The following is a 23805-nucleotide window of genomic DNA, read 5'->3' on the forward strand; positions in this document are numbered from 1 at the left end:
GCGACCGTCACGAGACGCCCTCCCCGGTGAAGGACATGACGTGCTTGATGCGCGTGTAGTCCTCGAGTCCGTACATCGACAGGTCCTTGCCGTAGCCGGAGTGCTTGAAGCCGCCGTGCGGCATCTCCGACACGAACGGGATGTGCGTGTTGATCCAGACCACGCCGAAGTCGAGCTTGCGCGACATCCGCATCGCCCGGCCGTGGTCCTTCGTCCAGACGCTGGAGGAGAGGCCGTACTGCACGCCGTTGGCGAAGCGCAGCGCCTCGGCCTCGTCGCCGAACCTCTGCACCGTGATGACCGGGCCGAAGATCTCCTGCTGGATCGCCTCGTCGTCCTGGCGCAGCCCGGAGACGACGGTCGGGTCGAAGAAGTAGCCGCCCCCGCCGCCGGCGATCGTGGGACGGGTGCCGCCGGCGTCGATGCTCGCGTGGTCGGGCAGCCGGTCGACCATGCCGGCGACGCGCGCCAGCTGGTCGGGGTTGTTGAGCGCGCCGAAGAGGACGTCGGGGTCGTCGGGCATGCCGGTGCGGGTGCTGCGGGCCTGCTCGGCGAGGGCGGCCACCAGGTCGTCGTACACGCCCTCGGCGGCGAGGACCCGGGTGGCGGCGGTGCAGTCCTGGCCGGCGTTGAAGTAGCCGGCGACGGCGATCGCCTCCGCCGCCGCGGCGACGTCGGCGTCGTCGAAGACCACGACGGGTGCCTTGCCGCCCAGCTCGAGGTGGACCCGCTTGAGGTCGGCGGCCGCGGAGCCGGCGACCTCCATCCCGGCCCGGACCGACCCGGTGATCGCCACCATCTGCGGCGTCGGGTGCTCGACGAGCGCGCGCCCGGTCGTCCGGTCGCCGCAGACGACGTTGAGCACGCCCGGCGGCAGGAACTCGTTGGCGAGCTCGCCCAGGAGCACGGTGCTCGCGGGGGTGGTGTCGCTCGGCTTGAGCACGATCGTGTTGCCTGCGGCCAGCGCCGGCGCGATCTTCCAGATCGCCATCATCAGCGGGTAGTTCCACGGCGTCACCTGGGCGACGACGCCGATCGGCTCCCGGCGGATCCACGACGTGTGGTCCTTGAGGTACTCCCCGGCGCTGCGTCCCTCGAGCACCCGCGCGGCGCCGGCGAAGAAGCGGAGCTCGTCCACGCTCGGCGGCAGCTCCTCGTCGCGGGTGATGCCGATCGGCTTGCCGGTGTTCTCGCACTCCGCCTGCACGAACTCCTCGGCGCGGTCCTCCAGCGCCTGCGCCATCCGCAGCAGCGCCTCCTGGCGCTCCTTCGGCGTCGTGTCGGCCCAGCCGCCGTCGAAGGCCCGCTCCGCGGCGCGCATCGCCCGGTCGACGTCCTCGGCGCCGCTGGCGGGCGCGGTGGCGTAGGCCTGGCCGGTGGCGGGGTTGACGACGTCGTACGTGGCGCCCGAGGCGGCGTCGACGGAGGCGCCGTCGATCACGTTGCGGAGGGTGGTCATGCGGCGGAGCCTAGTCAGGATCCCCGTGGCACGAAAGGCATTGGCGACGAAATCCGTGGTCATTTTGCGCTGTTGCAACGAAATCGCTTGCCGAACTCGCCCGTCAGGGGGAGGATGGCGAGCGTGTACGACGAGACCGCGCACAGCGCCCTGCAACAGTCCGCCCGGGACCACCTGTGGATGCACTTCACCCGCATGTCGTCCTACGACACCGCCGATGTCCCGGTGATCGTGCGGGGGGAGGGGGCCTACGTCTGGGACGCACAGGGTCGCAAGTACCTCGACGCGCTCGGCGGGCTCTTCGTCAGCCAGCTCGGCCACGGCCGGACCGACCTCGCCGAGGCCGCTGCCAAGCAGGCCTCCGAGCTCGCGTTCTTCCCGCTGTGGTCCTACGCGCACCCGACCGCCATCGAGCTCGCGGAGAAGATCGCCGGCTACGCGCCGGGCGACCTCAACCGCGTCTTCTTCACCTCGGGCGGCGGTGAGGCGGTCGAGTCCGCCTGGAAGCTCGCCAAGAACTACTTCAAGCTCACCGGCAAGCCGCTGAAGCACAAGGTCATCAGCCGGGCCATCGCCTACCACGGCACCACCCACGGCGCGCTCTCGATCACCGGCCTGCCCGGTCTCAAGGCCCCTTTCGAGCCGCTGGTGCCCTCGACCTTCCGGGTGCCCAACACCAACGCCTACCGCGCGTCGGAGATGACGGGCGGCTTCCTCGACGGCTCCGACCCCAAGGCCTTCGGCCGCTGGGCCGCCGACCAGATCGCCGTCGCGATCGAGAACGAGGGCCCCGACACCGTCGCCGCCGTCTTCCTCGAGCCGGTGCAGAACGCGGGCGGCTGCTTCCCGCCGCCGCCGGGCTACTTCGACCGGGTCCGCGAGATCTGCGACGAGTACGACGTCCTGCTGGTCTCCGACGAGGTGATCTGCGCCTACGGCCGGCTCGGCCACATGTTCGGCGCGGAGCGCTACGGCTACCAGCCCGACATCATCACCTCCGCCAAGGGCATCACGTCCGGCTACGCCCCGCTCGGCGCGATGATCGCCAGCGACCGGATCTACGAGCCCTTCGCCCACGGCACCGAGACCTTCCTGCACGGCTACACCTTCGGCGGCCACCCGGTCTCCACGGCGGTCGCGCTGAAGAACTTCGAGATCTTCGAGAACGAGAAGATCAACGAGGGCGTGCGCGAACGCGAGGGCGCCTTCCGCGGCACCCTGGAGAAGCTGCTCGACCTGCCGATCGTCGGCGACGTCCGCGGCGACGGCTTCTTCTACGGCATCGAGCTGGTCAAGGACAAGGCCACCAAGGAGACCTTCGACGAGGACGAGTCGGAGCGCCTGCTGCGCGGCTTCCTCTCCAAGGCCCTGTACGACGCCGGCCTCTACTGCCGCGCCGACGACCGCGGCGACCCGGTCATCCAGCTCTCGCCGCCGCTGATCTGCGAGCAGTCGCACTTCGACGAGATGGAGCAGAAGCTGCGCTCCGTGCTCACGGAGGCCGCCTCCCTCCTCTGAGGGACACCACAGCCGGGGACCGGACGGGCCCCTGTCGTGCCACCGAGTGGGGTGAGCGCGACAGGGGCCCGTTTCGTTCGCCGCTGGCCGAGGAGGTTGCGCAGCAACCGTCTCGAGACCTCTGGCCGTCCCCGCTGGTCGAGGAGGTTGCGCAGCAACCGTCTCGAGACCTCTGGCCGCGGTGCTGGAACCGTGACGAGCACAGCCGCTGCACCGAGGCCAGCGGCCTCGAGACGGGCGCCGGGGCGCCCTCCTCGACCACCGGAGGCGGTCAGGCGGGCTGCTTCCTCCTGGCGGCCAGCATGTTGCCGATGACGATGGTCAGCGAGATCAGGAACATGATCGTGCCGATGACGTTGACCTGCATCGGCACACCGCGCTGGCTCACGCCCCAGACGTACATCGGGAAGGTGACGGTCTGGCCGGCGTTGAGGTTGGTGATGATGAAGTCGTCGAAGGACAGCGAGAAGCTCAGCAGGGCCGCGGCGGCGATGCCGGGGAAGACCAGCGGGAAGGTGATCCGCCAGAAGGTGGTGGCCTCGCTGGCGTAGAGGTCCATCGCGGCCTCCTCGAGGTTGCCGTCGAGGCCGGCGAGCCGGGCCTTGACCGTCACGATGACGAACGACAGGCAGAACATCACGTGCGCGATGAAGATCGTGACCAGGCCGAGCTTGCCCCCGAAGCCGGCCGACACGAAGAGCGCGAGGAGCGAGGAGCCCATCACGATCTCGGGCGAGGCCATCGGCAGGAAGATGATCGTGTTCATCGCCGAGCGGCCGCGGAAGTCGTGGCGCACGAGGGCGAACGCGGCAAGGGTGCCGAGGATGGTGGCGACCAGCGTGGCCGCCAGGCCGATCCCGACGCTGCGCAGCACCGCCTCGCACATGCCGTCGGGCTGGCAGACGTTCGCCCAGTTGTCGAACGTGAAGCCCTTGAAGGCGTAGACGTTGCGCGACGCGCTGTTGTCGTTGAAGCTCATCAGCATCACGACGGCGATCGGCACGAACATGTAGACGAGCACGAGCAGGCCCGCCGCGAGGACGAGGTGCTCGCCGATCCACCGTCCGACGCGTTGCAGTCCGGTCACAGGAGCTCCTCCGTCCCCGCCTTGCGGATGTAGATGACGACGAGCGCCACGATGATCGCCATCAGGGTGACCGAGAGGGCGCCCGCGGCGGCGTAGTCGCCGGTGTCGGTGAACAGGTCCTGGATGACGTTGCCGACCATCCGCTGGTTGGTGCTGCCGAGCAGCTGGGCGTTGATGTAGTCGCCGGCCGCCGGGATGAAGGTCAGCAGCGTGCCGGCCACCACGCCGGGCATCGACAGGGGGAGCGTGACCTTGAGGAATCCCCGCGACGGGGAGGCGTAGAGGTCGCTCGCGGCCTCGATGAGCCGTACGTCGATCTTCTCGAGGCTGGCGTAGAGCGGCAGCACCATGAACGGGAGGAAGTTGTAGACCAGGCCGGCGATCACGGCGATGGGCGTCGCCAGCAGCCGGTCGTCGTCGCCCATCAGGTGCACCGTCTGCAGGGCGTCGACGATGAAGCCGTCGTCGGCGAGGATCAGCTTCCACGACAGGGTGCGCACGAGGAAGCTGGTGAAGAAGGGCGCGATCACCAGCACCAGCAGGAAGTTGCGCCACCGGCCCGCCTTGAACGCGATCGCGTAGGCCAGCACGTAGCCGATCACCGCGCAGATCACGGTGGCGACGCCGGCGTACCAGAGCGAGCGCCACAGCTCGTCCCAGTGCTCACGCAGCGCGTCCCAGAAGTTCGCGACGTGGTAGGTGACGTCGTACCCGGTCAGGACCGAGCCCTGGGGGTCGTAGAGGCTGGTCGCGAGCAGCGAGTAGAACGGGATGACGAAGAAGACACCGAGCCAGAGGGCCGCTGGCAGCATCAACCAGTAGCCGGTGAAGCGGCCCCTGCGCATCAGTCCTCCTCCAGGGCGCCGGCGTTGACGTCCTGGTCGGCGGGCAGCAGGAAGGCGAACTCGGGACGCCACGACACGTCCACGCGGGTGCCCTGGTCGAGGATCCCGCGGCGGCCGGTGTTCTGCTCGAAGGCCATCAGCTCCTGGCCCCACGGCATCATCACGAGGTACTGCGTGCTGACGCCGACGAAGCTGACGTCGGTGATCACGCCGCCGGGCAGGTGGTTGCCGGGGGCGTCGATCGGCTCGCCCTCCGGGGCGACGAGCACCTTCTCCGGACGGATCCCGATCCACCCGTTGCCGCTGCGCACGTGGGCGCGCTCGGCGGGGATGGAGACCTGGGTGCCGTGCATGTCGACGCGTACGACGTCGCCGTCCGCGCTGCTGACCGTGCCCGCCACCAGGTTGGACTGGCCGAGGAAGTTGGCGACGAAGGTGGTCCGCGGGTTCTCGTAGAGCTCGGTCGGCGAGCCCATCTGCTCGATCACGCCGCCGTTCATGACCGCGATCGTGTCGGCCATGGTCATCGCCTCCTCCTGGTCGTGCGTGACGTGCACGAAGGTGAGGCCGACCTCGGTCTGGATCCGCTTGATCTCGATCTGCATCGCGCGGCGCAGCTTGAGGTCGAGCGCGCCGAGCGGCTCGTCGAGCAGCAGCACCTCGGGCCGGTTGATGAGCGCCCGGGCGAGGGCGACGCGCTGCTGCTGGCCGCCCGACATCTGCGGCGGCTTCTTGCGCGCCTGCGCCTCGAGCTCGACGAGCTCGAGCATCTCCTGCACCTGGCGGTCCACGTCCTTGGCGCCGCGCCGGCGCAGGCCGAAGGCGACGTTCTCGTGGATGTCGAGGTGCGGGAAGAGCGCGTAGTTCTGGAAGACGGTGTTGACCGGGCGCCGGTACGGCTTCTCCCAGGTGATCTCGTCGGTGCCGAGGTGGATCGTGCCCGAGGTCGGCGACTCCAGGCCGGCGACCATGCGCAGGGTCGTCGTCTTGCCGCACCCGGACGGGCCGAGCAGGGCGAAGAAGGTGCCGGCCGGCACCTCCAGGTCGAGCGAGCGTACGGCGGTGAAGGTCGCGAACTCCTTCGTCAGCGCGCTCAGCCGGAGGTTGCGGGGCTCGCCGGACGAGCGGTGGGCAGGGGCGTCGGTGCGGTCAGCCGCCAGTGACATCAGCGAAATCCTTCTCGTAGGCGCGGACCTGGAACTCCTCGAGGGCCATGAACGTGTGCGTCGTGGCCAGCGACTCGGCAGTCGGGAAGATCAGCGGGTTGTCGACGAGGCTCGGGTCGACCTTCTCCATCGCCTCCTGGGCGCCCTTGACCGGGCAGATGTACCAGACGTAGGCGGCGAGCTTCGCGGCCACCTCGGGCTCGTAGTAGTAGTTGATCCACTCCTCGGCACTGGTCTGGTGCGTCGCGAGGTTGGGCACGAGCATGTTGTCGGACCAGATCATCTGGCCCTCCTCGGGCGCGACGAAGACGAGGTTCTCGTCCTCGGCCGCGGCTACGTCACCGGACCACGCCTCGCAGGCGAGGACGTTCCCGGCGGCGAGGTCCTGGATGTACTCGTTGCCGGTGAAGGCGCGGATCTGTCCGTCGCTGCGGGCCTTCTTGATCCGGTCGACCGCGTTGTCCCACTGGTCGTCGGTGAACTCGGCCGGGTCGTCGCCCTGGGCGAGCAGCGCGAGGCCCATCGTGTCGCGCATCTCGGTCAGCAGGGTGACCCGGCCCTTGAGGTCCTTGCGGGAGAGCAGCTCCTCGAAGGAGCGCACCTCCTTGACCTTCGCCTTGTTGTAGGCGATCCCGGTGAGACCGCTCTGCCAGGGTGCCGAGTACTTCCGCTCCGGGTCCCAACCGACGTCGGCGAGGGAGTCGATCAGGTTGGCGTGCAGGTTGGGCACCTTGGCCGCGTCCAGCGGCTGGATCCAGCCGACCTGGATCATCCGCGCCGCCATCCAGTCGGTCAGCATGAACAGGTCGCGCTTCGAGGTCTGGCACGAGCCGAGCTGGTTGACGACCTTCGCGAAGAACTCGAGGTTGTCGTTGACGTCGGCGGTGTAGGCCACCTCGATGCCGGTGCGCTTCTGGAACTCGGTCAGCGTCGAGACGTAGCCCTCGTCGTCCTCGTCCATGTAGCCCGGCCAGTTGGACACGACGAGGCGCCGGTCGGACTCCGACAGGTCGCGCGTCGTACACGTCGCGGGGTCCTGCTTGCGGTCGGGCGTGCCGAACAACGGCAGTACGCCGAGGCTCGCGGCGCCGAGCGCGACGCCGGCCCCACCGCGCAGGGCTGCCCTGCGACTGATTCCGGACGAGCCGGCCAAGCTCCCACCTCCCCTGTGGACTGGTCTGCGCATCGTGACATGGCACAGGTCACATGACAAGGGATTCCGTGGTCAGTTGATGTGATTGCAACGGAATCCGAACATGCACGTTGCGCGGAGTCGTCCGGACCTGTGAGGATTCGGGGGTGACCAAGCCCAAGCCCGCCCCGCTGGACGACGTCTCCAAGGCGATCATCGCCGAGCTCCAGGAGGACGGACGACGGTCCTACGCGGCGATCGGGAAGGCGGTCGGCCTGTCGGAGGCCGCCGTGCGGCAGCGCGTGCAGCGGCTCACCGACAGCGGCGTCATGCAGGTCGTGGCCGTCACCGACCCGCTCGAGCTGGGCTTCGCCCGCCAGGCCATGATCGGCATCAAGGCCACCGGTGAGCTCGAGCCGATCGCCGATGCCCTCGCCGAGCTCGACGAGGTGGACTACGTCGTGATCACGGCCGGCACCTTCGACCTGCTGGCCGAGGTGGTGTGCGAGAGCGACGAGCACCTGCTGCAGATCATCTCCAGCGGGATCCGGCGCATCCCCGGGGTGCTGTCGACCGAGGCGCTGGTCTACCTGCGGCTGCGCAAGCAGACCTACTCGTGGGGCGTGCGCTGACTAGCGGACAGCGCCGCGGCTGAGCAGGCGCGCGCGGACCCGGTGCAGCCGGGGGAGCAGCAGGTAGACCACGATCGGGACGGCGATGCTCGCCATCACCAGGGTGCGCAGCACCGTGTTGGCGTCCTTCAGCAGGGAGCCGACGGTCAGGTTCAGCACGGTGAGCGTCGGGAACACGGCGAGCCAGATCATCAGGGCGAGCTGGTGGCGGCTGGGGGCGGCGACGGGTTGCGTCGTGGCGGCAGCGGTGGGGGTGGTCGACATCGAGGTCTCCTCGGGCTGGGGGTCCGCCACGGGATCGCCGGGCGGAGGCTCCGGGTACAAGCGCGGGGAGCCGTCGCTGATTCCCGGCCCCGTCCGGCCGCCTCGAGCATTCCCGGCCTGTGCGCCGAGCGTGTCCACCCCCTACGATCGCTGCATCGGACTTGGGGCTGGTGATCACATGGGCATGCGCTTGAGCAGGATCTGGTTGGCGCGCGGCATCGCTGTCGGCGTCATCGCATTCGTGGTCGGCGCCTGGGCGGTCGGTCTCGCGATCGGCAAGGACCAGCCGGCGAAGGACCGTGAGACCCGGCCCGCGTCCCCGGAGAGCTCCCTGACGCCGAGCGAGGAGCCGTCCGTCATGGGCGAGGTCGTGGACCGCCCGCGGCCGAGCGACAGTGCGACCGACGAGCTGACCGACGACCCGACCGACGACCCGGCCGACGTGGTGCCGGCCGCGGAGACGGACGAGCCCGCGGACGACGACCCGCGCACGCCGAAGCCCTCGCCGAAGCCGTCGGGCTCGCCGAAGCCGAGCCCCTCGGGCAAGCCGTCCAAGACGCCCTCGCCGACGCCGAGCCCCACCGGTCCGGACTGCCAGGACCTGGGCGAGGTCCTCGACTGCGTGCTGGCGCCGATCACCACGCGACCCTGAGCCCGTTGCGGCCGTGCCGGCCCACGTCGCGGCAAGCAGTCGGTCAGGCCGCCTCCCCGTCGGCGTAGCGGTCCAGCGCCGAGCGCCACATGCGGGCGATCAGCCGGTTCATCGGGGTGCGGTGGATGACGAAGAGCCCGATCCGGTCCCGGGCGCGGGTGGCGTCGTACGACGACCACTCGACCGCGAGCCGGCTGCCTCCACCCTCGGCCGGCGCGATGGTGACCGAGCCGGAGCCCCGGCCGCCGTAGCTGTTCTCGACCTCCGTCCAGCGGACGACGGCGGGGTCCGACCAGTCGTAGCGCGCCACGATCCAGAAGGGCGATCGTGGCGTGCTCTCGCGCGCCACGGCCCAGGTGTCGCCCTGCTCGCGCACCTCGTAGGTGGCGGGGTCGAGCGTCCGGCTCCAGGTCCGGAGCCGTTGGTCGGAGAAGTCCGTCAGCGCGCGCAGGACCTGGTCGGGCGAGGCCCGGGTGGTCAGGTCGAAGCGCACGACCCCACCGCTACTTGCCGAAGCGGTAGGTGCTGAACTGCGCGTCCATGCGGGCGTCCTGGCCGGCGGTGAACTCGAACATGCACGCGTCGTCGGAGTAGTCCATGAAGTTGTTGATCGGGTCGACGCCGCCGGAGCGGCAGGTGTCGCGGCCGGTCGGGCAGCCGAAGGCTGCCGAGCGCTCGGGCGCAGTGTCCGCGACGTAGTCGCCCGTCTTCGAACAGCCGCCCTGGAAGGTGTGGTAGAGCCCCATCCAGTGCCCGACCTCGTGCGTCCCCGTGTCGCCCTCGTTGTACGGCGCCGCGGACCCGCCCGGCACGGACGAGAACAGCAGGACCACGCCGTCGGCCTTCGGGCTCGATGTGTACGACGCCGGGAAGGTCGCCCAGCCGAGCAGGTCGGAGCCGGGGTTGTTGGAGTAGATGTTGAGGTCGTCGGCCGTGCCCCGCCGCAGCGCGTTCTTCATCTGCGTCTCGGCGGTCGTGCCCGGCTCGGCGACGTACCAGCCGGCGTTGGTCGTGCGGTCCGTGCTGACCAGGCGGAACTGCCAGCCCCACGGGGCGTAGGCGGCGTTGAGGACGGAGATCTGGCTGTTGATCTGGCTGTCCGGGATGTTGCCCGCGGCCAGGCTGGTGCCGTTGTTGATGACATGCCAGTGGACGTCGATCGTGCCGCCGGTCACCGCCGGCCCGCCTCCGCCGCCACCCGGCGGCTTGCCGAGCGCCGACTTCGCCTGCGCGTTGCCCTTCGCGAGCAGCGCCGCCTCCCGCTGGTACGCCGCATCCACGTTGGCCTCGCCGCCACGTCCGCGTGCCGCCGCGCCGGCGGTCGTGCGCGCGGCTGCGGGCTCGAAGCAGGGGGCGTCGCCGGCGGCGCTGGCCGAGCTCGTGCCGGGGGCGGCGGCCCCGCTCAGCACGGCCCCGACCAGGGTGACGGATCCAGCGAGGGCGGCGAGACGGCGGCTTCGGATCACGAGGACTCCCGGAGAGTGCGGTGGAGCGGGATCGGCGGGATTCGAGGCTAGCCCTGCGTGGCAGGCGCGTCGAGCGTTTCGTGACGCCTGCCGCGGAAGAGCGGCGGCAGGAAGCGCAGCATCAGCGCCGACCAGGTCGCGTGGGTCAGCAGCGGCGCCTGGATCCCGCCCGAGGCGCGGCGCTGGAGGGCGAACAGCCAGCCCATGACGGCCGCGGCGAGCACGAGGGCGGGGTTGCGCGTCGTGGTCGTGGCGAGGGCGTAGACCGCGGTCGACCCGGCGACCGGCGAGCGATCCGACAGGGCCGAGTAGAGCGCGCCGCGGAAGAAGATCTCCTCGGCCGCGCCGTTGGCCAGTGTCGTGGCCATGACGAGGCGGTCGTCGCCCTCGTCGGCGAAGCGCAGCACCCGGGCGAGGGCGTCGTCGAGCACCGGGATGTGCCGGGCGACGAGCGCCCCGGCGTAGAAGACCCCGAAGGCGCCGACGCCCGTCGCGACCGGCGTGAGCACGGGCCGGCGCAGGGTGGAGTCGCGGTTCTCGATCCACCCGAGGTGCAGCGGTCCGGACACCAGGCCGCCCAGGGTCCAGGTCGCGGCGACGGCCGCGGTGGAGGCGTAGAACCGGCGCGAGCCCGGGGGAGTGGCGAGCGAGCGTCCCAGCAGGGCCGCGCCGCACAGGGCGGTCCCCGCGACGACCCGCTGCCGCCGGCGCCGGACCGACCTCGTCTCCGGGCGGACGTGCCGGCCCGGGTCGACCACGTGCGAGAGGGGCCGGGGCAGGAGCCGGTCGAGCCGGCTCGCCGCCCGGCTCACCGGCGGGCTCCGCGGTGGGGCCCTCGCTCGGCTCCTCGCTCGGCGAGGGCGAGGCGGACCGCGTCGTCGTACCCCATCGGCTCGAACGGTACGACGTCGCGGATGCTCGTGTCGCGCACGACGACGGTGTTGGCCATCGAGTCGACGAGGTTGCGCCCGGTCCGGGTGTCGACGTCGGTGACGAACGCGAGCCAGCGCGAGGAGAGGCCGGGGGTGAGGAGCGGCACCGGGAGGATCGGCAGTCGACGGCCCTCGATGGCGGCGACGCGCTGGAGCATGTCGGCGTAGGCGAGGACGTCGGGGCCGCCGATGTCGAACACCCGGCCGAGGGCGGCCGGCTCGTGGAGGACGCCGACGAGGTAGCGGATGACGTCGGCGATGGCGATCGGCTGGGTCAGCGTGCTCACCCAGCGCGGGGTCACCATCGCGGGCAGGTGCTCGACGAGTTGGCGGGTGATCTCCCACGAGATGCCGCCGTGGCCGACGACGATCCCGGCGCGCAGCACCGTGACGGGCACGCCGCCGGTGCCGAGCAGCTGCTCGACCTCGCGCCGGCTTCGCAGGTGCGCGGAGAGGTCGTCGCCGTCGTCGCCGAGGCCGCCGAGGTAGACGATCTGCGCCACGCCGGAGGCCGCTGCCTGCTCGCCGAACGCCTCGGCCGCGGCGGCGTCGCGGGACTCGAAGTCGTCGTTCGCGAGGGAGTGGACGAGGTAGTAGGCCGCCGAGCAGCCGTCCATGACGCCGGCCAGGCTTGCCGGGTCGGCGACGTCGCCGTGGACTGCCGTGCCGGGACCGTCGTACGACGTGGGGTGGCGGGTCATCACCCGGACGTCGGTCCCGCGTTCGGCCAGCGCCGCCACCAGCCGGCTGCCGACGAAGCCGGTCCCGCCGGCGACGAGCACCGGTGCGGTCATGCGATCGCCTCGACCGCGCAGGCGTGCGCGGACTCGGCGGCGGGGCTGGTCGGCAGGCTCAGCAGCCAGGCCAGGGGAGCGAGTCCGCTGGCGGCGTGCTCGGGCGCGGCGTGCCACGCCCGGAGGAAGCGGTCGGTGGTCGCTCGCTCAGCGGCTGCGTGGGGGTGGGCCAGGCCGCGGGTCCGGGCGCGCACCAGCTCGAGGTGGAACGCGCGACTGCTGGTGGCGTCGTAGAACCGGCGGAACGCCTCCCGGTCGCCGCGGGCCGACCGGAGCAGCAGGTCGGCGAGGTCGTCAGCGGTGTCCATCGGATCCTCCCAAACCTCAACAGATTTCCTAAACGCTCTGTTGAGGTTAGAGTGTGCACATGGACGAGGGCAAGGGCGCGCCGCTGACGATCGGCGACCTGGGGGAGCGCACCGGGCTGAGCCCGGCCGTGCTGCGCATGTGGGAGACCCGGCACAACTTCCCGGTGCCGCAGCGGTTGTCCTCGGGCCACCGCCGCTACACCGAGGACGACGTCGCCCGCGTGCAGCAGGTCCTGCGCCGCAAGGAGGCCGGCGTCCGGCTCGAGGTCGCGATCGCCGAGGCGTCGGCGGCCACCGCACCGACCTCGCCATCGATCTTCGCCGAGCTGCGCCGCAAGCACCCCACCCTCGTCACCCACCGGCTGAGGAAGTCCACCCTGATCGCGCTGTCGTGGGCCCTGGAGGACGAGTGCTGCGCGGTCGCCGACCGCCCCGTCCTCTTCGGCGCCTTCCAGCGGGGCGACTTCTACGACTCCTCCGCGGCGCGCTGGACCGAGCTCGCCCGCACCGCCCGGGCCGCCATCGTGTTCGCGGACCGCTGGAACGGCACGGCCTCCGACGCCGCGGGCCCGGCCCGCTCGCCACTGTCCGAGGACGCGCCCCTGCGCCGGGAGTGGGCCGTCGTCTGCGACGCCCCCGACTCCACCGCCTGCCTGTCGGCGTGGGAGCTCCCCGGGCAGGCCGACGTGCCCGACCGCCAGCGGGTCTTCGAGGCCGTGTGGACCGTCGACCCGGTCGCCGTGCGCGATGCCGCCCGCGTCGCGGCCGCGGTCGCTGCCGAGGCCGGCGTCCTCGGCGCGACGGACCTGGTCGCCGAGCTCGCCGGCGCACCGACCGCCCGTCCTGCGGCCACCGCCCCCGTGACCGCCCTGTTCAACCGTGTCGTCGCGTACGTCGACCGGCTCACCTGAGGAGGACCCGATGTCCGTCGTACCCACCGAGTTCGAGACGCGCCGCCCCGGCCCGCTCCAGCCGCTCGCCGTCCGCATCGGCGCGATCTCCTGGATGCCGCGCCTGCTGCCGGCGATCGTGCGCACCGACAAGGCCCTGCAGGGCGCCACCCGCGGCCGCGTCACGATCCTCGACGTCGCCGGCCTGCCCAACCTGATGCTGACGACGGTCGGCCGCAAGAGCGGCCTGCCGCGCAGCAACCCGCTCCTGTGCGTCCCGGACGGGCACCGGATCCTCATCGCGGGCTCCTACTTCGGCGGTCCCAAGGAGCCGTTGTGGGTCAAGAACATCGAGGCCAACCCCTCCGTCACCGCCCGCTTCCGCGCCGAGACGTTCGAGCTCGTCGCCCGCCGCCTCGAGGGCGCCGAGCGCGCCGAGGCCTGGCAGACCATGCTCGCGACGTGGCCGAACTTCGCCCGCTACGAGCAGCGGACCGACCGGCAGATCAAGGTCTTCGAGCTGGTCGCCGCCGACTGAGCCGACGCCTCGCGTTGCCATCGCCCCGGCGGGGTACTCCACGTTCGGCGCCCCGGATCCGGGACGCCAGGACGTATCGCGAGGAGGCCCGACGTGACCGATGTGGCGGACAAGGACGCCCCCGTGCGGGAGCCCATCGACCAGGCGACCATCCGGGCTGAGCTGGGCGTCGCCGACGAGTTCGACGCGGCCGCGGAGACCGAGCGCCGGGTCGCCTTCCTGGCCGACTACCTGGAGCGGGCCGGCGCGTCCGGCTACGTCCTGGGGATCAGCGGGGGAGTCGACTCCACGGTCGCCGGTCGGCTCGCGAGCCTCGCCTGCCAACGGGCGGGGCGGTCGTTCACGGCCATGCGCCTTCCCTACGGGGTGCAGGGCGACGAGGCCGACGCGACTGCGGCGGTCGCCTTCATCGAGCCCACGTCGACCGTGACGGTCGACATCAAGCCGGCCGTCGACGCGCTGCACGCCGCGACGACCGATGACACCCTGGCCGCAGAGAAGGCGGACTTCGTGAAGGGCAACACCAAGGCACGCCTGCGGATGACGGCGCAGTACGCCGTCGCCGGTCGCCTCGGTGCACTGGTGGTCGGCACCGACCACGCGGCCGAGGCCGTGATGGGCTTCTTCACCAAGCACGGCGACGGCGCCTTCGACGTCGGCCCGTTGCTCGGCCTGACGAAGTCGCGCGTGGTGGCCATCGGGCGCGAGCTCGGCGCGCCGGACCACCTCGTCGAGAAAGTGCCGACGGCCGACCTCGAGGAGCTGCGGCCGGCCCTGCCGGACGAGGTCGCCTACGGCGTCACCTACGCCGAGATCGACGCCTACCTGACCGGTGACGACGTCGGCGAACGGGCGCGGCGCGTGATCGAGGACGCCTACCGTCGTACCTCCCACAAGCGGCAGCTGCCGCCGGGGCCCTGAGCCGTGGTCGACAAGGTCGCCGAGGCGGTCAGCGACACCGTTGCCGAGATCGCCTCCATCGCCGCCGAGCGGTCCCTCGCCGTCGCCTGCGCGGAGTCGCTCACGGCGGGCGCGATCGCGAGCGCGCTGGCGCGGGGTGAGGGCGCCGCGTCGTGGTTCGCCGGTGGCGTGGCGTCGTACATGAGCCGGGTGAAGTACGACGTCCTGGGCGTCACGGAGGGACCGGTGATCACCGCGTCCTGTGCCGAGGAGATGGCGCAGGGCGTCGCCAAGCTGCTCGCCGCCGATGCAACTGTCGCCGTCACCGGCGTCGGCGGTCCCGGCGAGGAGGAGGGCGAGCCGGCCGGCACGGTCTTCATCGCGAGCCTCGTGGACGGCCGGACCCGGGTCGAGCTGTACCGGTTCGACGGCGATCCGCCGTCGGTGCTGGACCAGACGACCGCGGCCGCCGTCGCCCAGCTGCTGGCTGACCTGAGGCGGGCGCCGGGGGACTAGCGGCGTTCGCCGCCGCTCCCGAGGAAGGGAGCAAGCGCTGCGACGAGCTCGTCGGGGGCCTCCTCGGCGAGGTGGTGGCCGGAGTCGATCCCGTGGCCGGACACGGTCGTGGCCCAGTCACGCCAGATCGCCAGCGGGTCGCCGTACAGGTCCTCGAGGTCGTCACGGAGCGACCAGAGCACCAGCAGCGGCATGGCCAGCCGCCGGCCCGCGGCCCGGTCCGCCTCCTCGTGCTCGCGGTCGATCGTCAGCCCGGCGCGGTAGTCCTCCAGCATGGCCCGGACGACGTCCGGGTCGCGCACGGCTGTGCGCCACTCGGCGTGGTTCTCCGCGCCCATGACGTCAGGGTCGCCGCGGTACCAGCTGTCGGGGTCGGCGTTGATGACCCGCTCGGGGATGTCGGGCTGGGCGAAGAAGAACCAGTGCCACCACGCGGTCGCGAACCGAGCATCGGCGCGGCGCAGGTGTTCGCTGATCGGGATGCAGTCGATCAGCACGACCCGCTCAACCCGGTCCGGCTGGTCCAGGCCGAGGCGCAGCGCGACGTAGCTGCCGCGGTCGTGCCCGACGACGGCGAACTCGTCGTGGCCCAGGTGGGTCATCAACCGCGCCACGTCTCCAGCGACCGCGCTCTTCGAGTGAGCGCTGTGGTCCGCCGTCGGCGCCGGCCCGCGGGAGCGTCCGTACCCCCGCAGGTCCGGTACGACGACCCGGAAGCCGGCCTCCACGAGGGCCGGGGCGACGGCATGCCACGTCGAGCCGGTCCGCGGATGGCCGTGCAGCAGGACCACCGGGTCGCCGCACCCGCCGTGCCGGACGTGCAGCCGCGCATCGCCCACGTCGACGTCCTCGACGGTGAAGCCCTCGAACATCCAGCAACCTCCCACGTGTGCGTCGTGATCACGTGGGTGGTGCCCAGCGGGTGGTTCCTCAGCCGACGGCGGCCGGCGGCGCCGGCTCCGGCGACGGCTCGCCACTGGCAGCGATCGCGCCCGCGGCGATCCACTCGTCCGCCGTACCCCAGACGGGGAGGGTACGGATCCCCATCGGGCTGGTGTGGCCGACGGCGCGCCAGTAGTCGAGGACCTTCTCGGCCTCGGTCTTGGTGGCGAAGGCGCCAGCACGCACCTCGGCGACGTCGGAGTGCTCGATCGCGAGCCTGATGGGGACGTGGACCTCGAGACGCTCGCTCATGGATCACCTTCCGGGTTAGACCGGTTCGGTGCCAGGGAGCCGGGTTGACTGAACCACCACGGTACGCCGAATGGGTGGCCGGACCAAAGGGTCGTCCCACTACTGGCCCACGGGGCGTCAGTAGTGGGCGAGGACCTGCCGGACCGGGTGCCCGAGCAGCCCTTCCGCCGTGGTGAGCTCGGCAGGCTGGAGCTCGTAGACCTCGCGGGTCCCGTTCATGACCGTGATCTCGAACTGCGCGAACCTGACTGGCTAGTCGTAGTCGAGATCGGTTCAGCGACAACGCTGAACCGCAGCACGGCACGTTAACGGGGGTTCGTGTCTCGCGGATGGTCCCGACGGGCACTCAAAGAAGCGCGATGCTCAACAGCGTCATTGTGCTCGCAATGGCTGCGTACGCGACTGACCCCGGCGGTGCGTCGAAGAGGCCCAAGGTGCCGAATGCGACGGTTCCAAGGCCGCGATCGCGACGAGAAGGATGCGACGCATGTTCATGAGGTCGGGTTGACCTGTCGTGCGGGAGTCCACGACCTGGTCGTCGTCCCGCATAGACTGCCGGCGAAGGCGACGCCGAATCGCAGCCGCGAGCCCAACTAAGCGAAGAACTGCTGGCTGGCTGCGCACCGTCGTGCCCGACGACACCAAGATCAAAGGCTCGCAGGTAGTTGAGGAGCCAGCCCTTCGGCTCAAAGGCCAGACGCTCCACCCTCGCACCATGCGGTCTACGTAAACTCCGCTGGGACTCGCCGGGCCTTCGTTCTGCCGCAATGATTCCACCGGCCAACATCACGTTTGGGAGATCGTCCACGCGTGTGCGATCCGGGATGGAGCGGAGTAACGTGGTGGAGTCCGGGGCCTGGCCGGGATAGGCAGAGTCTCCCTGGACCGGGAGGGCGTGATGATTGCATCTGATCCATCCGAGCCGGCGTTCCGGCCGACTGCGAGGGTTCCATTGCGGATCCTGCTCGACAATGGGTTTCCGTCGGGTCCGCTCGACGGCGCGTGGTGGCCCCAGTCGCGAGACCTCCAGATCGAGTGTGCTGACTTGGTCGACCACCTCCCCGGCTTGGTCGGTCTGCCTTCCCGACTGCTCTTCTCCCGACCGGACTGGGACGCCGTCGCGGAGGGTGCTTCGGAGCGCGTGATCACGGCGAGCCATGGCACCGTCCCAGTTGGCGCCTTTCCGACCGACGATACGCATCTGCTGATCGTCGTGACGTCCTCGGGGGAGCGCCTTCATCTGCTCGTGATTCCCAGCGGGACGGAGATCGATGTCGCTGAGGATCTGATGCGTCGAGCCGCTGACGAGCGGAACGTGAGTTCGGCAAGTGTTCTCCTCGAGACGGCGCGTAGCCACTTCGGCGGCGTTGTGCCCTTCGAGGTGGGTGTGTGGGAAGACGACGGCGGCGCTGGGGAGCGTGATCTCTCCTAGCCTCGGCAGGTCCCGATCTCCGGTGGCACGGTAGCCGTTTGCCGGGAGACTTGCGAATGCCACGTTCAGTCGCGCTCCACCTTGTCGCGTCTGTTTCGGCGGAGCTTGAGACGCAGCTGGGTGATGCGACCGATCCCGACGACAGCCACTACGGCGCCTCCGCCGACGGCTGCGATCAGCATGGCGAGCCCGAGAGGGATCTGCCCGTCGGTGCCAAGGAACCGAACGTCGACGTTCGTCGAGTTCTGGAGCATGAAGATGATCAGCAGTAGGAGAAGTACGAGCGCGATGCCAACGGCGACCCAGGCAGCGCTGAGGCGGGTGGTGCGGAGCCGCCGTGGCCTGGCCGCCGGCCGGGGCTCGGGGTGCGTAGGGTTCCTGGTGGGTGGGGTCCGGTCGCTGCTCGGTGGCATGGGTCCGGTGGTCAAGGTCGGTCCAGTCCTAGGGGCTTCCTCATTCGGTTCACCAGGTCACCTGGTCGCTCGGTTCGCCCGGTTCATGCGCTGGCGATCGAGATCCAGGCGGTGGCGATGATCGCGGCCCACAGGAGAGCTCCCAGGATCCATAGCCAGGTGGTCATGCCGGCGACACCCGCGGTGGGTTCCGGGGCGAGCTGGGTGGGCGCCAGGCTGCTCGGTGAGCGGCGCCGACGGCTGCGATCTGTGATTGCAGCTCGAGTTTGGTCAGGATCGACTTGACCTGGCTCCGCACCGTTGCCACGGCGACGACGTTCGTGCGGGCGATCTCTTGGACCGGTTCGCCGTTCATCAGTGCGCCGAGGATCTCCATCTCGCGTAGGGTCAGCCGGTCGAGTCGGACTCGTGTGGCCCGCGACTCGTCCCCGTCGGCGCGTGCTGTCTCGATCAAGGTCGCGCGCTGTTCTCGGCTCATCAGAGGCAGGCCGTCACGGACTCGTCGGGCCGTATCCGCCAGTTCCTCCAGTGAGCACGTCTTGTGCAGGACGTCCTTCGCGCCCAAGTGTATCGCAGCCCCCCATCGGGCCCGGTCGGTGGTGTCGGTCAGGAGCACCACTGTCGCCCCGGATGCAGCCAGTGGGGCGACGAGTCGGAGTCCGTCGCCCACCGGCCCCAGGCGATGCTCGAGTAGTACGAGCCGTCCAGCGCTACGTAGTGCGGCGGCCAGCACGGTGGCCAGCGACGCGTGCTGCTCACCAGGGTCGATCACCGTGACGATGAAGCCCTCGGGGTCCAGTGCCATCGCGAGAGAGTGAGCGAAGAGAACGTGAGGGTCGATGACGGTGATCCGCACAGGTCGCCGGTTGTGGCCGTGCCGCACTGCGTCCGCGGTCGTCGCGCCGTGTCGCAAAGCGTGATGGGGCGGAACGCGTTCTGGTTGTGGGGATCGACCAGTTGTCGTCGGCGTTGGCCCCGAAAGCTCGGACATGTGATTCCCCCTGGCGTTCCAACACGAAGAAACTCGCGGGGTCCAGGCGGGTCTGTATCGACCTTCATATCACCTCAGTTCACCGTGCGCTAGGAGCTCGCGGAGCGTCGGGTTCAAGGCAGGGTCTGTCCGGGGGGTGCGGAACTGGGTCATGCCATCGCTCTCAGGGACGGTGAGGAGTATCTACCCGACGGGCACTCCCGAGCAGGAGGCGCGGCCTGCCAGTCTGGGCTCTGTCCGCTCCACCGCGCGGTTGGTCAGTCAGGCGTAGAGTGGTGGTGACTGCCCAGTTCCGGAACCTACCGGCGTGGAGCAGCCCGAGAGGCGGACGTCATGACGACGTCGAACAATCCCGTCCATGCTTCCTCGCCCGCGCGTGGTTCGTTGCGACTCCGGATGGTGGACCACCCCGGACGCGACCGTGTGGATGGCGGATGGTGGCCTCGTAGCCACGACCTGGTGGTCGAGTTGGCCGATCTGGTCGACCACTTCCCGGCGCGGTTAGGCAAGGTGGGGTGGGCCTCGGTGTCGCGCCCGGATTGGGCCGTGGCACCGCCGCGTGTCGCTGTCGCCGATGGTTATGTGAAGGTGGGTTGGCTTCCCCAAGCCGACGATCACGTCGTGAGGCTCAAGACAGCAGAGCGAGCCGTGTTCTACCTGCTCGTGGTCCCGCCCGACTTCACTGATGACCAGGGCGCGGAAGCTCTGCTGGCCGCGTCGACGCACGGAGACAAGCATTGCGCTGCGGACATTCTTGACCTTGTCACAGAACATCCCGATGTCGATCCTGCTGATCGTTGGACCGACAACGGCACGACATGGTGGGGGCCCCACGCCGTGGCACCGTCATTCCACCCAGCAAGGTCAGGAGGGTAGCGCCGTGTCCTACCTGATGCTTTACGGGAGCGGCTGGACCCAGCGGTGGAGGATCGCCGTGGGCATGGAGGACGACGTCCGGTCGCAGATCTCCCAGGTCGGCAACGAGACGACCGGAGTGCTGAATGTCCTCGATCCTGGCTCGGACAACGAAGCAACTCTGGTGGTGTCGTGGGCCCGGGTCGCGGCGGCCGTCGTCCTCGACACGGCGGCCGAGGAGACGAGGAGCTCGACTGGGCAGTACGCGTGAGGTGGGATCAAGCGGTGCCGGGCGTAGTGATCCGGTATCGACGCTGGATGCGGTGATGAGCCGCGACGTTGCGGGCGGAGAGAACCGCTTTTTGACGAGCTGCACCCCGATGAGCTGTCTCAGATGGTTGCTGTTTCGATCAGGTTCGCGCCGCGTCAGGAGCGGCGTAGGTGCTCCACGCTCAGGGTGCGGGTCACGACCTGGCGGGCGACGTCCTTGACCGGGTGGTTGTTGCGGCGGCTGTAGTCGCGCATCAACCGGAATGCTTGGTCGACGTCGATCTCGGCGCTTGCCATGAGCACTCCCTTGGCCTGCTCGATCAGGACCCTGTTGTCGAGTGCGGTCTGGAGTTGCTCGGCGATCAGCCCGGACTGGCGGACGGCGCGCTCCTGGAGGAGCCCGATGGTCGCGATGTCAGCGAGCGCTTGGCCCATGGCGACGTCGTCCTCGCTCAGGTGGGAGTCGGCCGCGCAGAACAGGTTCATCGCACCGACCACGGAGTCGCGTAGGCGCAGGGGGATCGCGTGGGCTGACGCGAAGCCGACCTCGGCGAGGGCTGTGCTGAACCGCGGCCACCGCTCCCGGGACTCGCCGCCGCCCACGTTGACGACCGGACGCGCGCTCTGGAAGCAGTCGAGACACGGGCCCTCGTCGTTTTGCAGTTCGAGGAGCTCGAGGAGCTGGGCCCGGTCGCTCGTGGAGGCCACCACGTGCAGGACGCCGCGGGCGTCGGCCAGGATCACGCCGGCGGCATCGGCATTGAGCAACTCGACGCTCCGCTCGGTCAGGGTGGAGAGGAAGTCGAGCGTGTCGAACTCGTCGACGAGGGTGTCGGCGAGCTCGACGAAGACCTGCGCCAGCCTTTGCTCACTTGTCATGGTCTTCGCCTCCACTGTCGCGGACCAGGGCCTGGCGGGCCGTGTCTGTGTCAATCATCTTCGCTCTCCTCTGGGTGGATGCGCAGCCGTCCCGCGAGGACGTCGCGGGCAACGTCGAGCAGTGAGCGGTCTGCGGCGAAGGCGTGGGCGCGCAGGAGAAGCAGTGCCTCGGTCATGCCGACCGACGCTTTGACGGAGAGGAAGCCCGTCGCTTGGTGGATCTCGGCGCGGTGGGCCACCGGAGCACCGAGGTCGGGGTGCAGGGCGTCGCGGGTGAGATCTACGGACGGGATCCGGTCCTGCAGATGGAGGAGCACGACGACGGCAGCGCCCCCGTAGGCCTGTGCGGCCGTCTGCTGCTGTACGTCGAGTCGGCCGGGGGCGGAGCGGTACATGCTCAGGCTGCCGAGCCGGACCCCGCCGACGCTGAGCGGGACCGCGGTGACGGCTCTGACCCCAGCAGCCAGCGCGGCCGGGGCGAAAGCCGGCCAGCGCAGCAGCACTCCGTCACCGAGGTCGTCGCTGCCGACCGTGCGGTCGTAGCGCGAGGCGTCGAGGCTCGGGCCCTCGCCAAGATCGAACTGGATCTCCTCAAGACGAGAGGCGACGGCGCCCGACGTACCAATGACCGCCTGATGACCGGCCGCGTTCATGAGAGTCATCCCCACACCGGCCAGCCCGAGTGACTGTTCGCAGTCGATGCACAGCTGGTCGGTCAATGGCTTTCCGTCGCGGTGCCGCGCTCCGATGGCCGCGAGGATCTGCGTCGTCGTCGTCACGTCGTGCTCACCCCTTTGCCGTTAGGAATGCAGGGGTAGCCTCGACGAATAAGGCCACCTCGGACCCCGGCGGCGCGATCTGCGACATCCGGGAGTAGTCATGTCGACCAGTGATCCTCGAGGCGCGGTGCTCCGCAGCGACTACGGCGAGTTGGTGCGGGAGATACGGCGACGAGGACTCCTCCACCCTAGACCTGCCTTCTACGCCCGACTCGGCGCCCTCGCCCTGGCGGCGCTCGCCGTCCTGGTGCTGGTCCTCTTCCTGCTGCGCGACTCGTGGTGGGCTCTCCTGCTCGCGCCCGTGTTCGGTGTCGTGTCGGCGCAGATCGCCTTCCTCTCCCACGACGCCGCCCATCGCCAGATCGTCCGCAGCCGCAGGCTCACCACAGCGCTGTGCCTGACCCTCGGCAACCTGCTCAACGGCCTCAGCTACGGATGGTGGACTGCCAAGCACGACGCGCACCATGCGCACCCCAACGACCTGGAGTCAGATCCGGACGTCGCCGCCGGCGTGTTCGTCTTCGGCGCGGACCAGGCTGGCGAACGCCGCGGTGGGCCAGCCTGGATGACCCGGCACCAGGCCGCCCTGTTCTTCCCGTTGCTCACGCTCGAGGGGTTCAACCTGCGGGCCGAGGGCGTGCGCGCGCTGCTGCGCCCCGGCATAGCGCACCGATCGGCCGAGGGCCTGTTGCTGTTCGTCCACCTTGTGCTCTACCTGGCGCTCGTGGTCAGCGCCCTGACCTGGCTCCAGGCGATCGTGTTCGTGGTCGTCCACCAGGCGGTGCTCGGCGTCTACCTCGGCTGCTCGTTCGCCCCGTCTCACAAGGGAATGCCGGTGCCCACGGCGGAGGAAGCTGCGGACCCGCTGCTGCGCCAGGTGATCTGTTCGCGCAACATCCGCGGCGGCCCGTTCATCGACCTGGCACTCGGCGGCCTCAACCTGCAGATCGAACACCACCTGTTCCCCAACATGCCTCGCCCCAACCTGAGGCTCGCCCGGCCGGTCGTGCGCCAGCACTGCCAGGAGCGAGGGATCGCCTATGCCGAGACGACCCTGCTCGCGTCGTACCGACTGGCGCTGGGGCACCTCCACCAGGTCGGGCTCGCCGTACGTGGACCGTCAGCACCACGAAAGAAGGCAACGCCATGACCACCAACGACCGGGCTCCGCTCAGAATCTCGATCAACCCCAGCTCATCGACCCGGCGTCTCGACGGTGCCTGGTGGCCCCAGTCGCGCGACCTCCAGGCCGAGGGGGCCGACCTGATCGACAACTTCCCGAGCAACATCGGCCGCCCGGCGCGCCTGCTGTTCTCCCCGCCCGACTGGGACACAGAGCCCGACCGACCGTCCACCCGCCGGATCAAGGCTCAGCGCGGTTTCGTCAAGGTCGGCTCGTTCCCCGAGGACGACACCCACCTGGTGACCGTCATTCTTTCCTCGCGCGAGCGACTCGAACTGCTCGTGATCCCCAGCAGCACGCACACCGCGACCGCACGGACCCTGATGGACGCGGCCACCGACGAACGCAACATCCTCTCGGCTGCCGACCTGCTCGTCGCCGCGAGCGCCGGTCCCCCCAACAAGGGAGCGGAGTCTGAAGAAGCGACATGGGAGAACGACGGCGGCACCCGCCCTCAAGCGACGTGACCGGGGCCTGGGTGCGCCGAGGCGAGGACTGACGCAACGTCGCCCTTGGCACCGACTCGAACGCGGCACGAGCTACCCCTTCGGGCGAACACGCTCGAACGCGGCCCGGTGGAGGATCTTGCCGGCGTATACGCGCCGCGTCTCCTTGGTTGTCCCGAGCAGATCGGCACCCAGCAGGCCGCTGTCCTGCACTCCGGGCGGAGGCGGCTTGGGCCGGCATGGCGGTGATCCTCGCCCTGCTCA

At 70.1% G+C, this 23805-nt stretch carries 29 protein-coding genes; 12 read left to right on the forward strand and 17 right to left on the reverse strand.

Annotation, left to right across the window (positions count from 1 at the left end; translation table 11 throughout):
* Positions 1-7 precede the first annotated feature (7 nt).
* Positions 8-1459 carry a gamma-aminobutyraldehyde dehydrogenase gene (locus AC2YHB_RS10535; protein WP_179647283.1) on the reverse strand — a complete coding sequence of 484 codons (1452 nt, stop codon included), beginning with the start codon at positions 1457-1459 and terminating at the stop codon, positions 8-10.
* 114 nt (positions 1460-1573) lie between these two features.
* Here AC2YHB_RS10535 and AC2YHB_RS10540 point away from each other — a divergent pair, with 114 nt between their 5' ends.
* A complete protein-coding gene (locus AC2YHB_RS10540) occupies positions 1574-2977 on the forward strand; it encodes an aspartate aminotransferase family protein (protein ID WP_179647282.1) in 1404 nt (467 codons plus the stop codon).
* A gap of 271 nt (positions 2978-3248) precedes the next feature.
* On the opposite strand, the gene AC2YHB_RS10545 is transcribed toward AC2YHB_RS10540, so the two are convergent.
* Genes AC2YHB_RS10545 through AC2YHB_RS10560 form a run of 4 tightly spaced genes read right to left on the reverse strand, consistent with a single transcriptional unit; the run spans position 3249 to position 7228 of the window.
* A complete protein-coding gene (locus AC2YHB_RS10545) occupies positions 3249-4064 on the reverse strand; it encodes an ABC transporter permease (protein WP_308645426.1) in 816 nt (271 codons plus the stop codon).
* Positions 4061-4909: an ABC transporter permease gene (locus AC2YHB_RS10550; RefSeq protein WP_051932179.1), complete on the reverse strand. Its 849-nt coding sequence runs from the start codon at positions 4907-4909 to the stop codon at positions 4061-4063. Before AC2YHB_RS10550 ends, AC2YHB_RS10545 begins: the two co-directional genes overlap by 4 nt.
* Entirely contained in the window at positions 4909-6075 is a 1167-nt protein-coding gene (locus AC2YHB_RS10555; protein ID WP_051932180.1) for an ABC transporter ATP-binding protein, read from the reverse strand. Before AC2YHB_RS10555 ends, AC2YHB_RS10550 begins: the two co-directional genes overlap by 1 nt.
* On the reverse strand, positions 6059-7228 hold the full coding sequence (locus AC2YHB_RS10560) for a polyamine ABC transporter substrate-binding protein (protein WP_036544783.1): 1170 nt from the start codon (positions 7226-7228) through the stop codon (positions 6059-6061). Before AC2YHB_RS10560 ends, AC2YHB_RS10555 begins: the two co-directional genes overlap by 17 nt.
* 146 nt (positions 7229-7374) lie before the next feature.
* Between AC2YHB_RS10560 and AC2YHB_RS10565 the strand changes: the two genes are divergently transcribed.
* On the forward strand, positions 7375-7839 hold the full coding sequence (locus tag AC2YHB_RS10565) for an Lrp/AsnC family transcriptional regulator (RefSeq protein ID WP_036544785.1): 465 nt from the start codon (positions 7375-7377) through the stop codon (positions 7837-7839).
* Here AC2YHB_RS10565 and AC2YHB_RS10570 read toward each other — a convergent pair whose 3' ends face one another.
* Positions 7840-8103, reverse strand: coding sequence for a putative antibiotic biosynthesis monooxygenase (locus AC2YHB_RS10570; RefSeq protein WP_036544787.1), 264 nt, complete (start codon positions 8101-8103; stop codon positions 7840-7842).
* Positions 8104-8281: 178 nt separating this feature from the next.
* Between AC2YHB_RS10570 and AC2YHB_RS10575 the strand changes: the two genes are divergently transcribed.
* Positions 8282-8755: a hypothetical protein gene (locus tag AC2YHB_RS10575; RefSeq protein WP_487353841.1), complete on the forward strand. Its 474-nt coding sequence runs from the start codon at positions 8282-8284 to the stop codon at positions 8753-8755.
* 43 nt (positions 8756-8798) lie between these two features.
* Here the strand turns inward: AC2YHB_RS10575 and AC2YHB_RS10580 are convergent, their stop codons facing one another.
* From AC2YHB_RS10580 to AC2YHB_RS10600, 5 genes are read right to left on the reverse strand one after another with little or no spacing between them, the layout of a single operon-like run.
* Positions 8799-9248, reverse strand: a complete 450-nt coding sequence (locus AC2YHB_RS10580) for an SRPBCC family protein (RefSeq protein ID WP_179647281.1) — start codon at positions 9246-9248, stop codon at positions 8799-8801.
* Positions 9249-9258: 10 nt separating this feature from the next.
* The gene (locus AC2YHB_RS10585; RefSeq protein WP_218864568.1) at positions 9259-10221 is read right to left on the reverse strand and encodes a zinc metalloprotease; all 963 of its coding nucleotides are present in this window, start codon (positions 10219-10221) and stop codon (positions 9259-9261) included.
* Between the two features lie 47 nt (positions 10222-10268).
* The gene (locus AC2YHB_RS10590) at positions 10269-11033 is read right to left on the reverse strand and encodes a CPBP family intramembrane glutamic endopeptidase (RefSeq protein WP_308645425.1); all 765 of its coding nucleotides are present in this window, start codon (positions 11031-11033) and stop codon (positions 10269-10271) included.
* Positions 11030-11947 carry an NAD(P)H-binding protein gene (locus tag AC2YHB_RS10595; RefSeq protein ID WP_179647280.1) on the reverse strand — a complete coding sequence of 306 codons (918 nt, stop codon included), beginning with the start codon at positions 11945-11947 and terminating at the stop codon, positions 11030-11032. Before AC2YHB_RS10595 ends, AC2YHB_RS10590 begins: the two co-directional genes overlap by 4 nt.
* Positions 11944-12255 carry a sigma-70 family RNA polymerase sigma factor gene (locus tag AC2YHB_RS10600; protein ID WP_179647279.1) on the reverse strand — a complete coding sequence of 104 codons (312 nt, stop codon included), beginning with the start codon at positions 12253-12255 and terminating at the stop codon, positions 11944-11946. Before AC2YHB_RS10600 ends, AC2YHB_RS10595 begins: the two co-directional genes overlap by 4 nt.
* Before the next feature lie 59 nt (positions 12256-12314).
* Here AC2YHB_RS10600 and AC2YHB_RS10605 point away from each other — a divergent pair, with 59 nt between their 5' ends.
* From AC2YHB_RS10605 to AC2YHB_RS10620, 4 genes are all read left to right on the forward strand, one after another.
* The gene (locus AC2YHB_RS10605; protein ID WP_179647278.1) at positions 12315-13166 is read left to right on the forward strand and encodes a DICT sensory domain-containing protein; all 852 of its coding nucleotides are present in this window, start codon (positions 12315-12317) and stop codon (positions 13164-13166) included.
* A gap of 10 nt (positions 13167-13176) precedes the next feature.
* Positions 13177-13683: a nitroreductase family deazaflavin-dependent oxidoreductase gene (locus AC2YHB_RS10610; protein WP_179647277.1), complete on the forward strand. Its 507-nt coding sequence runs from the start codon at positions 13177-13179 to the stop codon at positions 13681-13683.
* Between the two features lie 93 nt (positions 13684-13776).
* Positions 13777-14604, forward strand: coding sequence for an NAD(+) synthase (gene nadE / locus AC2YHB_RS10615; RefSeq protein WP_308645424.1), 828 nt, complete (start codon positions 13777-13779; stop codon positions 14602-14604).
* Between the two features lie 3 nt (positions 14605-14607).
* On the forward strand, positions 14608-15099 hold the full coding sequence (locus AC2YHB_RS10620) for a CinA family protein (protein ID WP_179647276.1): 492 nt from the start codon (positions 14608-14610) through the stop codon (positions 15097-15099).
* Here AC2YHB_RS10620 and AC2YHB_RS10625 read toward each other — a convergent pair.
* Both AC2YHB_RS10625 and AC2YHB_RS10630 read right to left on the reverse strand, forming a co-directional pair.
* Complete coding sequence (locus tag AC2YHB_RS10625; protein ID WP_487353842.1) at positions 15096-15971, reverse strand: alpha/beta fold hydrolase; 876 nt, start codon at positions 15969-15971, stop codon at positions 15096-15098. The genes AC2YHB_RS10620 and AC2YHB_RS10625 overlap by 4 nt on opposite strands.
* A 58-nt stretch (positions 15972-16029) precedes the next feature.
* A complete protein-coding gene (locus AC2YHB_RS10630; protein ID WP_036544797.1) occupies positions 16030-16293 on the reverse strand; it encodes a hypothetical protein in 264 nt (87 codons plus the stop codon).
* A gap of 898 nt (positions 16294-17191) precedes the next feature.
* Here AC2YHB_RS10630 and AC2YHB_RS10635 point away from each other — a divergent pair.
* The gene (locus AC2YHB_RS10635; RefSeq protein ID WP_257026981.1) at positions 17192-17725 is read left to right on the forward strand and encodes a DUF5994 family protein; all 534 of its coding nucleotides are present in this window, start codon (positions 17192-17194) and stop codon (positions 17723-17725) included.
* 65 nt (positions 17726-17790) lie between these two features.
* On the opposite strand, the gene AC2YHB_RS10640 is transcribed toward AC2YHB_RS10635, so the two are convergent.
* Together AC2YHB_RS10640 and AC2YHB_RS10645 are read right to left on the reverse strand one after the other, a co-directional pair.
* Entirely contained in the window at positions 17791-18153 is a 363-nt protein-coding gene (locus tag AC2YHB_RS10640; RefSeq protein ID WP_218864786.1) for a lipopolysaccharide assembly protein LapA domain-containing protein, read from the reverse strand.
* 148 nt (positions 18154-18301) lie between these two features.
* Positions 18302-18943, reverse strand: a complete 642-nt coding sequence (locus AC2YHB_RS10645; RefSeq protein ID WP_179651831.1) for a LuxR C-terminal-related transcriptional regulator — start codon at positions 18941-18943, stop codon at positions 18302-18304.
* 519 nt (positions 18944-19462) lie between these two features.
* Here AC2YHB_RS10645 and AC2YHB_RS10650 point away from each other — a divergent pair.
* Both AC2YHB_RS10650 and AC2YHB_RS10655 read left to right on the forward strand, forming a co-directional pair.
* The gene (locus AC2YHB_RS10650; RefSeq protein ID WP_179651829.1) at positions 19463-20005 is read left to right on the forward strand and encodes a DUF5994 family protein; all 543 of its coding nucleotides are present in this window, start codon (positions 19463-19465) and stop codon (positions 20003-20005) included.
* 4 nt (positions 20006-20009) lie between these two features.
* Positions 20010-20255 (forward strand): hypothetical protein, encoded by a 246-nt coding sequence (locus AC2YHB_RS10655; protein WP_179651827.1) that lies wholly within the window; start codon positions 20010-20012, stop codon positions 20253-20255.
* Between the two features lie 155 nt (positions 20256-20410).
* On the opposite strand, the gene AC2YHB_RS10660 is transcribed toward AC2YHB_RS10655, so the two are convergent.
* Together AC2YHB_RS10660 and AC2YHB_RS10665 are read right to left on the reverse strand one after the other, a co-directional pair.
* Positions 20411-21133: a GAF and ANTAR domain-containing protein gene (locus tag AC2YHB_RS10660; protein WP_179651826.1), complete on the reverse strand. Its 723-nt coding sequence runs from the start codon at positions 21131-21133 to the stop codon at positions 20411-20413.
* 50 nt (positions 21134-21183) lie between these two features.
* On the reverse strand, positions 21184-21912 hold the full coding sequence (locus tag AC2YHB_RS10665; RefSeq protein ID WP_036544804.1) for an ANTAR domain-containing protein: 729 nt from the start codon (positions 21910-21912) through the stop codon (positions 21184-21186).
* Positions 21913-22012: 100 nt separating this feature from the next.
* Between AC2YHB_RS10665 and AC2YHB_RS10670 the strand changes: the two genes are divergently transcribed.
* Positions 22013-23062, forward strand: a complete 1050-nt coding sequence (locus AC2YHB_RS10670) for an acyl-CoA desaturase (RefSeq protein ID WP_179651820.1) — start codon at positions 22013-22015, stop codon at positions 23060-23062.
* A complete protein-coding gene (locus AC2YHB_RS10675; protein ID WP_036544808.1) occupies positions 23059-23562 on the forward strand; it encodes a DUF5994 family protein in 504 nt (167 codons plus the stop codon). The genes AC2YHB_RS10670 and AC2YHB_RS10675 overlap by 4 nt, the downstream gene beginning before the upstream one ends.
* Positions 23563-23805: the final 243 nt, after the last annotated feature.

This window comes from Nocardioides sp. SRI_004 (assembly GCF_057586415.1).

Coding starts and splice junctions, on each gene's coding strand:
- AC2YHB_RS10605 (WP_179647278.1), top strand. CDS start 12,315: ATGGACGAGGGCAAGGGCGCGCCGCTGACGATCGGCGACCTGGGGGAG.
- AC2YHB_RS10635 (WP_257026981.1), top strand. CDS start 17,192: ATGATTGCATCTGATCCATCCGAGCCGGCGTTCCGGCCGACTGCGAGG.
- AC2YHB_RS10610 (WP_179647277.1), top strand. CDS start 13,177: ATGTCCGTCGTACCCACCGAGTTCGAGACGCGCCGCCCCGGCCCGCTC.
- AC2YHB_RS10670 (WP_179651820.1), top strand. CDS start 22,013: ATGTCGACCAGTGATCCTCGAGGCGCGGTGCTCCGCAGCGACTACGGC.
- AC2YHB_RS10540 (WP_179647282.1), top strand. CDS start 1,574: ATGGCGAGCGTGTACGACGAGACCGCGCACAGCGCCCTGCAACAGTCC.
- AC2YHB_RS10675 (WP_036544808.1), top strand. CDS start 23,059: ATGACCACCAACGACCGGGCTCCGCTCAGAATCTCGATCAACCCCAGC.
- AC2YHB_RS10575 (WP_487353841.1), top strand. CDS start 8,282: ATGGGCATGCGCTTGAGCAGGATCTGGTTGGCGCGCGGCATCGCTGTC.
- AC2YHB_RS10550 (WP_051932179.1), bottom strand. CDS start 4,909: ATGCGCAGGGGCCGCTTCACCGGCTACTGGTTGATGCTGCCAGCGGCC.
- AC2YHB_RS10650 (WP_179651829.1), top strand. CDS start 19,463: ATGACGACGTCGAACAATCCCGTCCATGCTTCCTCGCCCGCGCGTGGT.
- AC2YHB_RS10555 (WP_051932180.1), bottom strand. CDS start 6,075: ATGTCACTGGCGGCTGACCGCACCGACGCCCCTGCCCACCGCTCGTCC.
- AC2YHB_RS10570 (WP_036544787.1), bottom strand. CDS start 8,103: ATGTCGACCACCCCCACCGCTGCCGCCACGACGCAACCCGTCGCCGCC.
- AC2YHB_RS10660 (WP_179651826.1), bottom strand. CDS start 21,133: ATGACAAGTGAGCAAAGGCTGGCGCAGGTCTTCGTCGAGCTCGCCGAC.
- AC2YHB_RS10600 (WP_179647279.1), bottom strand. CDS start 12,255: ATGGACACCGCTGACGACCTCGCCGACCTGCTGCTCCGGTCGGCCCGC.
- AC2YHB_RS10595 (WP_179647280.1), bottom strand. CDS start 11,947: ATGACCGCACCGGTGCTCGTCGCCGGCGGGACCGGCTTCGTCGGCAGC.
- AC2YHB_RS10630 (WP_036544797.1), bottom strand. CDS start 16,293: ATGAGCGAGCGTCTCGAGGTCCACGTCCCCATCAGGCTCGCGATCGAG.
- AC2YHB_RS10535 (WP_179647283.1), bottom strand. CDS start 1,459: ATGACCACCCTCCGCAACGTGATCGACGGCGCCTCCGTCGACGCCGCC.
- AC2YHB_RS10625 (WP_487353842.1), bottom strand. CDS start 15,971: ATGTTCGAGGGCTTCACCGTCGAGGACGTCGACGTGGGCGATGCGCGG.
- AC2YHB_RS10645 (WP_179651831.1), bottom strand. CDS start 18,943: ATGGCACTGGACCCCGAGGGCTTCATCGTCACGGTGATCGACCCTGGT.